At 61.2% G+C, this 12780-nt stretch carries 9 protein-coding genes; 4 read left to right on the top strand and 5 right to left on the bottom strand.

The features are described 5' to 3' along the window. A partial coding sequence (locus tag AC6FTP_RS22285; protein WP_497209116.1) for an ATP-binding cassette domain-containing protein occupies nucleotides 1–634 on the bottom strand: 634 nt, incomplete at its 3' end. 210 nt (nucleotides 635–844) lie between these two features. On the opposite strand from AC6FTP_RS22285, the gene rpoN reads away from it, so the two are divergent. Both rpoN and AC6FTP_RS22275 read left to right on the top strand, forming a co-directional pair. After that, the gene (rpoN, locus tag AC6FTP_RS22280) at nucleotides 845–2263 is read left to right on the top strand and encodes an RNA polymerase factor sigma-54 (protein WP_497209115.1); all 1419 of its coding nucleotides are present in this window, start codon (nucleotides 845–847) and stop codon (nucleotides 2261–2263) included. Nucleotides 2264–2305: 42 nt separating this feature from the next. After that, the gene (locus AC6FTP_RS22275) at nucleotides 2306–3574 is read left to right on the top strand and encodes a valine--pyruvate transaminase (protein ID WP_497209114.1); all 1269 of its coding nucleotides are present in this window, start codon (nucleotides 2306–2308) and stop codon (nucleotides 3572–3574) included. A gap of 22 nt (nucleotides 3575–3596) precedes the next feature. Here the strand turns inward: AC6FTP_RS22275 and AC6FTP_RS22270 are convergent, their stop codons facing one another. From AC6FTP_RS22270 to AC6FTP_RS22260, 3 genes are read right to left on the bottom strand one after another with little or no spacing between them, the layout of a single operon-like run. Further along, nucleotides 3597–3911 carry a YbaB/EbfC family nucleoid-associated protein gene (locus AC6FTP_RS22270; RefSeq protein WP_497209113.1) on the bottom strand — a complete coding sequence of 105 codons (315 nt, stop codon included), beginning with the start codon at nucleotides 3909–3911 and terminating at the stop codon, nucleotides 3597–3599. A 53-nt stretch (nucleotides 3912–3964) separates the two neighbouring features. After that, nucleotides 3965–4279 carry a DMT family transporter gene (locus tag AC6FTP_RS22265; RefSeq protein WP_497200604.1) on the bottom strand — a complete coding sequence of 105 codons (315 nt, stop codon included), beginning with the start codon at nucleotides 4277–4279 and terminating at the stop codon, nucleotides 3965–3967. Nucleotides 4280–4285: 6 nt separating this feature from the next. Next, nucleotides 4286–5716, bottom strand: coding sequence for an AAA family ATPase (locus tag AC6FTP_RS22260; protein ID WP_497209112.1), 1431 nt, complete (start codon nucleotides 5714–5716; stop codon nucleotides 4286–4288). A 160-nt stretch (nucleotides 5717–5876) separates the two neighbouring features. Between AC6FTP_RS22260 and AC6FTP_RS22255 the strand changes: the two genes are divergently transcribed. Together AC6FTP_RS22255 and AC6FTP_RS22250 are read left to right on the top strand one after the other, a co-directional pair. Further along, nucleotides 5877–6590, top strand: coding sequence for an outer membrane lipoprotein-sorting protein (locus AC6FTP_RS22255; protein ID WP_497209111.1), 714 nt, complete (start codon nucleotides 5877–5879; stop codon nucleotides 6588–6590). Nucleotides 6591–6701: 111 nt separating this feature from the next. Further along, nucleotides 6702–11075 carry a DUF7133 domain-containing protein gene (locus AC6FTP_RS22250; RefSeq protein WP_497209110.1) on the top strand — a complete coding sequence of 1458 codons (4374 nt, stop codon included), beginning with the start codon at nucleotides 6702–6704 and terminating at the stop codon, nucleotides 11073–11075. An 83-nt stretch (nucleotides 11076–11158) separates the two neighbouring features. Here AC6FTP_RS22250 and AC6FTP_RS22245 read toward each other — a convergent pair whose 3' ends face one another. Beyond that, nucleotides 11159–12640 carry a PQQ-binding-like beta-propeller repeat protein gene (locus tag AC6FTP_RS22245; RefSeq protein ID WP_497209109.1) on the bottom strand — a complete coding sequence of 494 codons (1482 nt, stop codon included), beginning with the start codon at nucleotides 12638–12640 and terminating at the stop codon, nucleotides 11159–11161. Nucleotides 12641–12780: the final 140 nt, after the last annotated feature.

Raw genomic sequence — 12780 nt, 5'->3', positions numbered from 1 at the left:
CATGGGCGATGAAGAGGTAGGTGAGTTCAAACTCAGCCTGGAGATCCTTCAGGAGGTTCAGGATGGATGCCTGCACGCTCACGTCGAGCGCGCTGACAGGCTCGTCACAGATCAGGAATTTCGGCTGCACGGCCAGGGCGCGGGCGATGCCAATGCGCTGGCGCTGGCCGCCGCTGAACTCATGTGGGTAACGTGTGAGGGACTCCTCTGGCAGGCCCACGCGCTTGAGCAGCACTGCCGATGCCTCCCGACGCTGGGTGCGGCTGCGGTCTTTGAAATGGATCTCCTGGGGTTCACCGAGGATAGCTTCGACCGTCATGCGAGGATTCAGCGAGCCGATCGGGTCCTGAAACACCATCTGCATTTCTTTGCGCAGAGGACGGAAGGCCGCCTCCGGCATGGCGAAGATCTCCTGATCCCGGTAAACGGCGCGCCCGCCGGTGGGCTGGATGAGTTTGAGCAGCGCTCGTGAGACGGTAGACTTGCCGCTGCCGCTCTCCCCCACGAGGCCGAGTGTTTTGCCCTGGGGAATCTGGAAGCTCACCCCATCGACAGCCTTCACGACATCGCGCTTCCCGAATCCTGTGCGGATGGGGAAGTGAACCTGGAGATCTTCGACGAGCAACAATGCCATGAGCCAGAGTTTACGCGCGCTGGCCGGGCTGTCACGCTGCGCCTCTGTGTCTTTTCTGAGCACGGTTGCCGTCCATTCTTGCGCATGTTCACCGGAGCAGGTGTTCAGAGGGTCCAAAAATAAAACGGAGATTGGCGCGGTCTTTGCTTGCCAGCGACCTGCCTCAGTGAAACAGGGTAGTGGCCAACGCACTGAGGCCCCAACCCAACCATGGCAGATCAAGGATTATATCAGACCCAGACGCAGAAGCTCGCCATCGGTCCGCAGATGCAGCAGAGTCTTCAGATTCTGCAGGCACCGACCTTGGAATTGCGTCAGATCATCCAGCAGGAGGTGGAGATCAATCCTGTGCTGGAACTGGAGAGTCCTGATGTGTCCCTGGATGACGCCGTGCCGGATGATCCGGACAATCGTGAGGAGCGCGATGAGCTCGACGTCATCTCCCAGATGGATGACGAGTGGCGCGAGTACTGGGCTCAAAGCCGGATGCAGACCAGCAGCCGCACCTCGGAGGATCAGGAACGCTGGCAGTTCCTCATGGACAGCATCTCGGCTCCCACGACCTTGCAGGAGCACCTCATCTCCCAACTCCGCACCGCGGAGACCCAGGAGCCTGAGGTCGTGAAGCTCACTGAGTTTCTCATCGGCAGCCTGGATGATCGCGGTTTTTTAACCACGCCCGTGGAGGATCTAAGTCTCCAGCACGGCATACCGCTGGATGGTTTGCAGAAAGCCAAGGACCTGCTCACCACCTTCGACCCGGTGGGCATCGGTGCGGATGATCTGCGCGAGTGCCTGCTCATCCAACTCGACCGTCTGGGCAAACGTCAGAGCCTCGCCTACCGTCTCGTGGACATCCATCTCGATGATCTGGCGAACAAGCGCTACCCCATCCTCGCCCGCAAGATGAGCGTGCCGATCGAGCAGATCTCACGCGCCTCTGACTTCATCAGCACGCTCGATCCCCGCCCCGCTTCGCGTTTCACCGCCAGTTCCAACAACTACGTCACCCCCGACATCATCATCGAGCGCCAGGGAGGCGAATGGGTGCCCGTGATGAACAACGACGATCTCCCCCACCTGCGCCTGAGCAATGCCTACAAGGACATGATCAGCCAGCCGGGCAGCAGCACGGAGGTGCGCAATTACATCCGCGACAAACTCCGCAGCGGCAAATTCCTCATCCGCAGCATCCATCAGCGCCAGCAGACGATCTTCAAGATCGCCGTGCAGATCCTCGCCCATCAGCAGGAGTTTTTAAAGAAGGGCACCGGCTTTCTGCGCCCGCTGAACATGGCCCAGGTGGCCGATGAGGTCGGTGTGCATGAGACGACGGTCAGCCGCGCTATCTCCGGCAAATACATGGCTACGCCGCATGGTGTCTTCGAGCTGAAGTTCTTCTTCAGGCATGGCGTAAAGACCGATTCCGGCGAGGATCTCAGCAACACCAGCGTGAAAAACGCCATTGCCGATCTCGTCAAAAATGAGCCCAAGTCGAAGCCGCTTAGCGATGACAAGTTGGCGAAAATTCTCGACGGTCAGGGGATCAAGGTCGCCCGCCGCACCGTGGCGAAGTATCGTGAGGCGCTGAACATCCTGCCAAGTCACCTGCGGAAATCGTTTTCGTGAATTGCCAAGGTTGGGTTCAAGGCCGTCAATGGTTCACCGACCATGAGCCCGACTCCCCTTACCTTTTCTGACATCGGCAACCGTCTTGCCGGTCCCAGCGGCATCCAGGAACTCATGGATGACTGTGGTGAGGCACTCACCCTTTATCCCGATATGCGGATGCTCGGCGGTGGGCAGCCCGCAGCCATCCCCGAGGTGCAGGCCATCTGGCGGCAGCGCATGAGCGAGATGTTGGCCGATGGGGCTGCGCTCGACAAGACGCTGCTCAATTACGATCCACCGGGTGGCAATCCCGTCTTCCGTGAGGCCATGGCGGGCTTCCTGAGACGTGAATGCGGCTGGGACGTCACGCGGGAAAATATCGCCGTCGTGCCGAGCAGCCAGACTGGCTTCTTCCTGCTCTTCAATCTCCTCGCGGGCGACTCACCGACCGGCAAACGGCGCATCCTTTTCCCACTGCTGCCCGAATACATCGGCTATGCAAATCAGGCGCTGTGCGAAGGGCAGTTCACCGCCGTGCTGCCGCGCATCGAAGAGTGCGGGGAGCACGAGATCAAATACCATGTCGATTTCGAAAAGCTGCATCTCACGCCGGACATCGCCGCCATGTGCGTCTCCTGCCCGACGAATCCGACCGGCAACGTGATCACGCCCGACGAGTTCACCCGCCTCCGCGATCTCGCCCGCGAGCATGGCATCCCGCTGATGATCGACAACGCCTACGGTCACCCATTCCCCGGCGTGATCCATGACGACTGGCGACCCGCGTGGGAGCCCGGCATGATCTTCAGCATCAGCTTGAGCAAAGTCGGCCTGCCCGGCGTGCGCACCGCCGTCATCGTAGCCGATCCAGCTATCGTGAAAGCACTCTCGAACATGAATGCCATCGCCTCCCTCGCGAATGGCAATGTGGGCCAGGCTTTGCTCACACCCTTGCTCGCGGATAACCAGATGCTTCGCCTCGGCAGCGAAGTGATCCGCCCCTTCTACCATCAGCGTTCCGATTTCGCCAAAGGCGTGCTCGCCAATGCACTCGGCAGCGATGTGCCCTGGGCTCTGCATGCACAGGAGGGCGCGTTCTTCCTGTGGCTGTGGCTGAAAAAGCTGCCCATCCCCGCAGCGGAACTCTATCGCCGATTGAAGGCACGGAAGGTCCTCGTCATCCCTGGTCATTACTTCGCGTATGGACTCGATCAGGCGTGGCAGCATCCCCATGAATGCCTCCGCCTGACTTACTCCCAGCCGCAGCACATTGTGCAGGAAGGTCTGGAGATCCTCGCGGAGGAAGTGAAGGCCGCCTTTGGTCACTGACGAATGACCATGCGGGCCTGGGTCAGAAACCCATCCCCGGCGGCAATCCGAGTCCGCCAGTCAGCTTGCCCATCTCGGCTGCCTGCGTGTCTTTGACCTTCTTCTGCACCTGCTGGACGGCGGAAAGAACCAAATCTTGGAGCATGTCCACGTCCTCGGGATCGATGATCTCTTTGGCGATCTTCACGCTCTGGATTTCTCCCTGACCGTTGGCGGTGACGACGACCTTCCCACCCGCGACGGTGGCTTCAAAGTTGAGGGCGGCGAGCTCGGCCTGAGACTTCTGCATCTGGCTCTGCATCTGCTGCACCTGTTTCATCATTTTTTGGATGTCCATTCGGCGATCATAGGGTCGCGGGAATGGGGCGCAAGGGCGGAGACACGGATGGATCATGAGAGGACCTTCAGCCCCACGACACCGCTCAGGATCAGCAGCACGCAGAGGATGCGCCCGACTTCGCGTGGCTCGCCGAGCAGGATCATGCCGACGATGGCGGTGCCTGCGGCTCCGATGCCTGTCCAGACGGCGTAGCCCGTGCCCACGGGGATGGTTTTCAGCGCCTGCGCCAGCAGTAGGAAGCTGGCGATCATGGTCAGCACGGTGGCGACGCTGGGGCCGGGCCGGGTGAAGCCAGCAGAATACTTCAATCCGATGGCCCAGCCGATCTCCAATACTCCGGCGAGGATGAGATAGACCCACGCCATGGCAGATCAGGGCTCGCGCTGCTGCTGGGACGGCGCACCGAGGGACTTCCGCGCTTCCGTAGCGTAGGTGTCCGGTGTGGCATGCTGGGCATGCTCGCGGGCACCTTCGAACCAAGTGCGTGTGGTCGGCGTGTGACCACGGGCGACAGCCAACAGCGTGTCCATGGTGATGGGCACGGAGTGGCCGCTGTGGATGGCGGCGGAGAGGGTCATCTCGGCAGCACGATCAAAGACATACTTCAAGTCTGCGCCAGAGAAGCCGACGGTGGCCTCGACGAGCGCGGGCGCATCGAGATTGGAGATGGGCTTGTCCTTCGCCAAAAGGGAGATGATCTGCTCTCGAGCGGGCTCGTCCGGCGGCGGCACGAGGATGGCCTGGTCAAAACGGCCGGGACGGCGGATGGCGGGGTCGAGCGCCCAGGGCTGATTGGTGGCACCGATGATGAGGACACGCTGGTTTTCACCTCTCATGCCGTCCATCTCGTGGAGGAACTGGTTCACCAGATTGCGGAGCTGGCTTTCCCGCACATTCCGTCGGTCCTGGGCCAGGGAGTCGAGGTCATCAAAGATGAGCACGCAGGGAGCATTCGCGCGCGCCGTCTCGAAGATCTGATGGAGGTTCCGCTCAGTGCTGCCGAAGTAGGGGTCAAAGATCTCGTGGAGGCCGACGGAGAGGTAATTGCACGGCACCTCGCCCGCGACAGCGCGGAGCATGAGCGTCTTGCCACAGCCAGGAGGGCCATAGATGAGAATGCCGCCGCCGGTGCGCTTGCCGTAGGCTTTGTAGAGATCAGGGAACTGAAGCGGATAGATGATCTTCAGGCGGATCTCCTCCTTCAGCTCCTCCATGCCGCCGACATCGGCGAAGGTGACGCCGAAGCGTCCTGGGTCGCCAGGGGCATAAAAGGTCTCGGGCCGCCAGTCGTAGGGTGGATCATCGAGCAGATCGTCCGGGAACTCGGCGGTGGTGTCGCCTTCCTCTGCACCATCGGGGGAGGCAGGCTCCTGGGCGGGAATCGGGGAGGTGCGGCGGGCATCGCGCACGGTCTGGCCCAGCTCGCGTTCGAGCGCTGGGTCACTGAGGGTGCCGTCGATCTGCGCGGCGCTTTGAAAGTGCTCGATGGCCTTAGGGCGGTCGCCTTCGGCCAGATGCACGCGGCTGAGCAGCAGGTGGGCCTGCGCGTCCGTCGGATTTTGCTGAAGCACACGCTCTGCACGCACGGCGGCACCGGAGTTTTCACCTTCCAGGAAAAGCACCCGAGCCACGCCGAGCTGCGCATCGCTATGATCCGGCTCCAGGGTCAGCACGCGCTCAAAGCTATCCCGCGCATCCTCCAGATGGAGCTGCTCCAGGCACGTATGGCCGAAGAGTAGCAGGAGGGATACGTTGTCCGGCGACTGCTCGAGTGCGTCGCGAATGGCCTGGAGGGATGACATGCCGTGCATTCTGGTGTCTGGGGCAGGCGCCACAGGGCAGCCTTCAGTGGGGAAGTAACCGGTGCCACGCCTCACCGCCACAGATTTCTTTGGCGTTTGCCGCCTGCCGCGATTGAATGAAGCCACGCGTCGCAATGTCGTAAGCGCGCCCATTTCCCCCATGAACCGCCGCCACTTGCTCGCCTTCGCCTTCGCCGCCACCTGTGCTCCCGCCCTGCGTGCCGAGGACCCACCGAATCTCACCGCCGAGCAGGTGCTCGTCCTCGTCCGCCGCAGCTACGCCCTGCAAAATCACCGCATGAACGGCGAACTCCGGGACAGCAACACAGGCAAAGTTGAGCCTCTGGAGCTGACTCTCACCGGCAATGTGATGCGCTTCCGCTTCAAAAATCCCCCGCCCGAGATCGTCCATCTCGACCTCACCACCACGCCCGCCACCCTCTGGCAGGTCAAGGCTGGCGGCAGCGCCCCCGTCCCGCTCACGAATGCCGCCGACCCCGTGCGCGGCATGGATTTTAATTATGAGGACCTCTCCCTGCGCTTCACCTACTGGAAAACTGTGAAGATGCTGGACGCCGACGCCCGGCTCGGCGCTGCCCGCGTGAAGTGCTGGCTCATCCGCGTCACCGCACCGGATCAAAAAGGCCCGTATTACACCGTCGATCTCTGGGTGGAGAAGGCCAGCGGCGGCGTCGCCAAGATGGAGGCCTACAATGTGCTCAGCAAGATGGTGAAACGCTTCCAGGTCACCAAGATCCAGAAGGCGGATGGAGCCACCGTGCTCAAGGAGATGCGCATCGAGTCCTTCAACATCCTCAACGGTGAACCCCAAGGCCGCACCTACCTCACCCTCGACGCGCCGCAGAAGCAGTAGAGCGTCCGAGGCACCTCCCAGCCGTCTTTTGGTGGCCTCTATCAGGGTATTCCCTCTACTTTTCTGATAGCAACCCCGCCTTTTGTGCGATCTCTGCGCCCCGTTTTTCCCATGCGCAGCCTCATTCTCTCCCTGCTTCTTGCTCCCTGCTCCCTGCTGACCGCCGCCGAGCCCCTCAAAGCCCTCCTCATCACTGGTGGCTGCTGCCATGACTACGCGAAGCAGCACGAGGTCATCGCCAAAGGCATCCAGGCCCGAGCCAACGTGCAGGTGGATGTCATCTGGACCGACGACAAGTCCACCAACCCGCCGCTGCCGGTCTATGACAAGGTGGATTGGGCGAAGGGCTACGACATCATCATTCACGACGAGTGCGCGGCGAGCATGAACAACAAGGAGACGCTCACGCGCATCCTCGACGCTCACAAAACGATCCCGAGCATCCAGCTTCACTGCGCCATGCACAGCTTCCGCACGGGCGAGGATCGCTGGTTCAAGCGCCTCGGCCTGCAATCGAACTCGCACGGCCCGCAGGAGCCCATTGCGATCACGTTTGTCGATAAAGAGCACCCGATCACCAAGACGCTCGCCGACTGGACCACGATCAAAGAAGAGCTCTACAACAACGCGAACCTCTTCGACGCCCATCCGCTCGCCATGGGCAAGCAGACCGTCAAAAACAAGGATGGCACGACGAAGGACGTGGAATACATCGTGGCTTGGACGAACGAAAAAGCCGGTGCCCGCAGCTTCAGCACCACCATCGGGCACAACACGGAGACCGTCGCCGATGCTCGCTACCTCGATCTGATCACGCGTGGCCTGCTTTGGGCCTGTGACAAGCTCACGCCGGATTTCCTCACGCCGTTCCAAGGGCAGAACAAGGTGACGTTTGTCCCTGCGAAGCCGGTCGAGGCTCCGAAGCCGCCGCCAGTGCCGAAAGACGCCACGGGCATCCAAGCGACCGCGAGCAGCGAGGAGAAGGGCAAGAACAACTTCGCCTGGTGTGCCGTGGACAATGACGAAAGCACTCGCTGGTGCGCCAGCGGGCCCGATTATCCGCAGTGGTTGCAGCTCGAGCTGGAGAAGCCGCAGACGCTCACCGGCATCGAGACCTCCTGGGAAAACAACGGCGTGTATCACTTCAAAGTCGAAGGCAGCACCGATGGCAAAACGTGGACCACGCTCGTCGATGGCAGCACTAATGAAAAGAACGCGCCTTACTCAAATGACTTCGCCAAGGCCGACGGCATCCGCTTTGTGAAGATTCATGCCCTCAGCAAAAAGAGCGGCGGCTGGGCCAGCATCCGCGAGGTGCGGCTCAAAGGCCCCGGCATCAAAGCCATCACGCCGAAGCTGAGCGCCGAGCAGAAGAAAGAATACAACCAGGCCACCGATCCCCGCAAAGACGGCGGCAACGTCGTGCCGAAGATCGTGAAACTCACGCCGGAGGAGGAAGCTGCCATCTTGGCCGACGTGAAGGTCGCTGAAGGATTCGACGTAACGCTCTTCGCCAACAGCACCGCGGCGAATTACCCGGTTTTCCTGGCCGCCGAGCCAGATGGCACGCTTTACGTTTCCTCCGACGGAAACGGCTCCGTGGAGCGCAAACCCAACCGTGGCCGCATCATCCGCCTGCGCGATCTCGATGGCGATGGTCGTGCGGATGAAACGAAGGTCTTCTGCGAGGTGGACAGTCCGCGCGGCCTCGTCTGGGACCATGACCGCCTCTACCTCGTGCATCCGCCGCACCTCAGCGAGTTCATCGATGCCGATCACGATGGCGTCGCCGAGAAACAAAACATCCTCGTCAATGGCATCGCCTACGGCTTCAAAGACCGCCCCGCCGATCACACCACGAACGGCCTCAGCCTCGGCATCGACGGCTGGCTTTACATCGCGGGCGGCGATTTCGGCTTCCTGAAGGCCACTGGCACGGATGGCAAGACGCTGCAGCATCGCGGCGGCGGCGTCATCCGCGTGCGGCCCGACGGCACCGGTCTCGAAATCTACTCCACCGGCACGCGCAACATCCTGGAGGTCGCCATCAGCCCGCTGATGGACATGTTCGCCCGCGACAACACGAACGACGGCGGCGGCTGGAACGTGCGCTTCCACCATTTCACCGGCCTCGACGACCACGGCTACCCGCGACTCTACAAAAACTTCAATGATGAGGCCATCCAGCCCCTCGCCGACTACGGCGGCGGCAGCGGCACCGGCGCGGTTTACATCGACGAGCCTGGCTTCGGCACCTGGAACAACGCCCCCTTCACCTGCGACTGGGGCAGCGGTGCTCTCTGGCATCATCAGGTGAAGCCCAAAGGCGCTACCTTTGAAGAAACCCGCAAGCCCGAGCCCTTCATCAAAATGACCCGCCCCACCGACGCCGATGTCGATGGCCTAAGCCACGTCTATTGCGCCAGTTGGAAAGGTGCCACCTTCGGCTGGGCCGGCCCCGATGTCGGTTACATCGTGCAAGTGAAGCCGAAGGGCTTCAAAGCGGAACCGCTGCCGAATTTTGCGAAGGCGAAGGATGAGGTGTTGGTGAAGGCGCTGGAGTCAGCGAGCAATCGTCGGAGGATGGAGGCGCAGCGGGAGCTGGTGAGGAGAAATTTCTCTGAGCCTCGTGAAAAGCTGCTCACGGAGCAATTGCAGAATCCGGATGTCACGACTGCATTCACCGCCGGTCTTGCGATTGCGCTCGAGCGAGCTGGCGATCAGCGCCTGCAAGTTGGGGAGATCAAAGATGCTCGGACTCTGAAGTTGCTCACCTTGCTGCAACGCTTCGCCACACCCGCTGGGCGACCTTCCACAGGCATCAATTTCTCCACGCCAGATTGGATCACCAATCGTCCCAACTGGTGGACGGATGAAGAATTTCTGCTGGCCAAAGCAAACCTATGGACTGCCAAGAGCCTTGCTGACGAGAAAACTTATGTTCGTCTCGCTTTTGAGCATGCAGACCCGCTGGTGAGGCATGTGGCAATCCACGCGATTGCCAAGATTGGCGAAAGTTCCGTCGCTTTTGAATTGGTAGACTCAAACAAGCAGTCCGCTTTGAACTCCGCCCTTCGAGCTCTTGCAATGATGCACCAGCCCGAAGTCGTCACCGGCCTCATCGAGCGCCTGGGCAAAGCCACCGATCCCGCGTTGCGCCAGGGCATGCTCGCCGCGCTGTGCCGACTGCATTTCAAGGAAGGCGAGTGGAAGGGCGATTCGTGGGGCACGCGGCCGGACACTCGGGGGCCGTATTACCAGCCGGAAGGTTGGAGTGAGACCGACAAGATTTACGTCGCCCTACGCGATGCTTTGGCCAATGCATCGCCGGAAGAAGCGACCTTTCTTGTGAAGGAGATGAGCCGGAACCGCATCCGCTCCGATGACTCACTCAAGCGCATACTCGAACTCGCGAAGCAGGACCCGAAGGTCATCCCAGATGCCGTGGCGCAGATCGCCATGGCGGATGAGGTGCCTGCGGAGGCCGTACCGCTGCTCGTCGGACTCGTCCGACAGGTCGGACCCGTCGGACCTGCTACGCTAGCACAGGCGATCACCGCTTTGTCGAAAACGGACAGCGCCGACGGCGTCTCCGCCACGCTCGCTGCGCTAGAGCCGCTCAAGAAGCTCCCCGACTCCTGGAAAGACTACGATGCCGCTTTTGCCGCCTTTTTGAACGCCCCGAAGCTCGAAAACCACCACCAGCTCGTCGAGCAGATCGCCGAGAAGGCCGAGTGGCCAGTGTCGATGTATGCCAACGCCGCCTTGCTGAACCTCGCGAACCGCAAGACGGGCAGCCCCGAGTCCATCCAGCTCACGCAGAAGGCGCTCGACAAAGGCTGGGCCGATCCGAAGCACCGCAAGCTCATCATCGACGCCATCAGCGCGTCCAAGCACATGCCCAGCGCCGCCAAAGTGCTCGCCGCGCTCGATGATCCCGATGCCGAGGTCAAAGGCGCCGCCGAACGCGCCGCCAAAGCCATGCGCCTTCAGAAGATCGAGGACAAAACGCCCAAGCTCATGACCTTGAAGCCCGAGGAAACCCTCGCCGCCGTTTTGAAGGAAAAGGGCGACATCTCCCTCGGCGAGCAAATCTTCACCAAAGCCACCTGCGTGGCCTGCCACACCGTGAAGGAGACCGAAGCCCAAAAAGGCCCCTACCTCGGCAACATCGCCCAAACCTACAAGCGCCCCGATCTCGCCCAAAACATCCTGGACCCGAACAAAACCATCGCCCAAGGCTTCGCCAGCGAGATGATCACGATGAAGGACGGCACCCAGCAGATGGGCTTCATAACGCTGGAAGGCGCGAACGAAGTCAAGCTCCGCAACATCGCCTCCCAGGAGTTCACCTTCAAAACCGCCGACATCAAAGAGCGCCAGAAGCTCCCCATGAGCATGATGCCACCCGGCCTGATGATGAACTTCACCGTGAAGGAGTTCGCGAGCTTGCTCGATTACCTGGAGTCGCTGGTGAAGAAGTAACGGAGCTCTCCCATTCCAGAGGTGCCTGAATCGAGAGAGGTCGGAAATCCCGAGCGCTGGATTCAGGCAAACCAGCGGGAAGATCACTCGCCGCGCAAGTCGTAGCAGATCACGCGCATGTTCGTCTTCCGATCCAGGCTTTCTGTCTGCTGACGCACATAGATCAGGCCGTGGCTGAGAGATGGCAGGCTCCAGGTGTTCAGGGCGTAGAAGAGCTGAGTGCGCTGCATCTCCTCACAGCCTTGCGGCGTGAGCTTGAGCCAGTGCAGGCTGCCGACCTCACCCAGGCAGAGCACCGCCCCATCGGCTTTCAGCAAGGTCGCGCGCAGGATGCTCAGTCCCACTGGGCGACTCCGGCCCAGGAGGGTGCCGAGCCCGGCATCTTCCCATTCGAGGTTCTTGGTCCACACTTCCACACCGGTGTCGGCATTCACGCAGACGAGACGGGAGTTGTTCTCGCGCTCTCCATCAATGGCGTAGAGGTGGCCGTCCTGGAAGATCGGATTCATCCAGTGGCAGGCGATCTTCGCGCTGTGCCAGACTTCTTTGGCTTTGAAGCCGGCGTCATACTCCACCATCACGCCGCCGTGCGGACGATTCTTTGGATAGACCGTGCTGATGAAGACGCGATTCTTCTCCGGGATCACCACCGGGCTGCTGCCCGTGGACTGGATGTACTCCTCATCCCGCCAGGGGAAGCGGTCATGCAGCGTCCCGCTCACCGGATCGATGCAGAGCAGGCCGCCGATGGCCGGGTCACTCTCGCCGCCAGCGTAGATCAGCACCTTGCTTTGACCATGCAGCTTTGCCAGAACAGGCGACGCATAGCTCGCGCCCCATTCGTCCTCGACCGTCCACTTCACTTCACCGGTTTTGAGATCAAAGGCGGCCACGCTCACGCCCTTCGTCGCCAGCTTGCGCGCCCGCTCGTTGCGATCTTCGAAGCCATCAAATGCCTCCGCCTTGCCCCCCACATTCACGATCACCTTCCCATCCACCACGAGCGGGGATGATCCCGCGCCGAAGAAGTCCTGTGGCACATGGTATTCCTTGCGCAGATCATGCTTCCACAGCTCCGCACCGGTCTTCAAATCAAAGGCGTGGAGCATCGAAGTCACCCCCAGCGTCAGCACCACCCCATCGGCGATCACCGGACTGCTGCGCGGGCCATTGCTGAAGCCGTAGCGATCCTGATATTCGATGCCGTAGTCTTTGATCCAGAAGCGCCGCCCCGTCTCGCGATGCAGACACTCCACCGTCTCCTTCTTATCCAGAGCATGGAAGATGACGCAGAAGTCGCCACTGATCGCAGGCGACGTGTAGCCCTCGCCCATCGCCACCTCCCACACGGGCTTGAGTCCACCCTCAGGGAAGATTTTCAGCAAAGGCGACTCCGGGCTGGAGCAGTCCTCATTCGGCCCCAGCACGCGCGGCCAGTCACTCGTCTTCGCTTTCGCTGCCAGAGGCTTCGGCGCGGCATGAAAGGTCAGGCGATCAAAGGCTTGCGGCTCTTCAGCAGAGAGGGCGGAAGCCAGGAGGGCGGTGAGTAGCAGGCGATGGACCATGAGGCCAGCATGTATGATCCGAGCCAGGAATGGCAACAACGGAAACACCCAGGAAGGAACATCCGCGTGCCCGGATCATCTCCGCCAGCAGGCTGAGGATCATGCCAACCGCCCAAGCTAAAAAATAATGTTGTCGGGAA

Origin of the sequence: Prosthecobacter sp. (assembly GCF_044378005.1) — a bacterium.
In the GTDB taxonomy this organism is placed as follows: domain Bacteria; phylum Verrucomicrobiota; class Verrucomicrobiia; order Verrucomicrobiales; family Verrucomicrobiaceae; genus Prosthecobacter.
Note: the sequence above shows the minus strand (reverse complement) of the source record. Positions and strands in the feature narration are given on the sequence as shown.

Excerpts from the sequence above, each read along its gene's own strand:
- AC6FTP_RS22255 (WP_497209111.1), top strand. The coding sequence starts at position 5,877 with ATGAACCGCCGCCACTTGCTCGCCTTCGCCTTCGCCGCCACCTGTGCT.
- rpoN (WP_497209115.1), top strand. The coding sequence starts at position 845 with ATGGCAGATCAAGGATTATATCAGACCCAGACGCAGAAGCTCGCCATC.
- AC6FTP_RS22250 (WP_497209110.1), top strand. The coding sequence starts at position 6,702 with ATGCGCAGCCTCATTCTCTCCCTGCTTCTTGCTCCCTGCTCCCTGCTG.
- AC6FTP_RS22260 (WP_497209112.1), bottom strand. The coding sequence starts at position 5,716 with ATGTCATCCCTCCAGGCCATTCGCGACGCACTCGAGCAGTCGCCGGAC.
- AC6FTP_RS22275 (WP_497209114.1), top strand. The coding sequence starts at position 2,306 with ATGAGCCCGACTCCCCTTACCTTTTCTGACATCGGCAACCGTCTTGCC.
- AC6FTP_RS22270 (WP_497209113.1), bottom strand. The coding sequence starts at position 3,911 with ATGGACATCCAAAAAATGATGAAACAGGTGCAGCAGATGCAGAGCCAG.
- AC6FTP_RS22265 (WP_497200604.1), bottom strand. The coding sequence starts at position 4,279 with ATGGCGTGGGTCTATCTCATCCTCGCCGGAGTATTGGAGATCGGCTGG.
- AC6FTP_RS22245 (WP_497209109.1), bottom strand. The coding sequence starts at position 12,640 with ATGGTCCATCGCCTGCTACTCACCGCCCTCCTGGCTTCCGCCCTCTCT.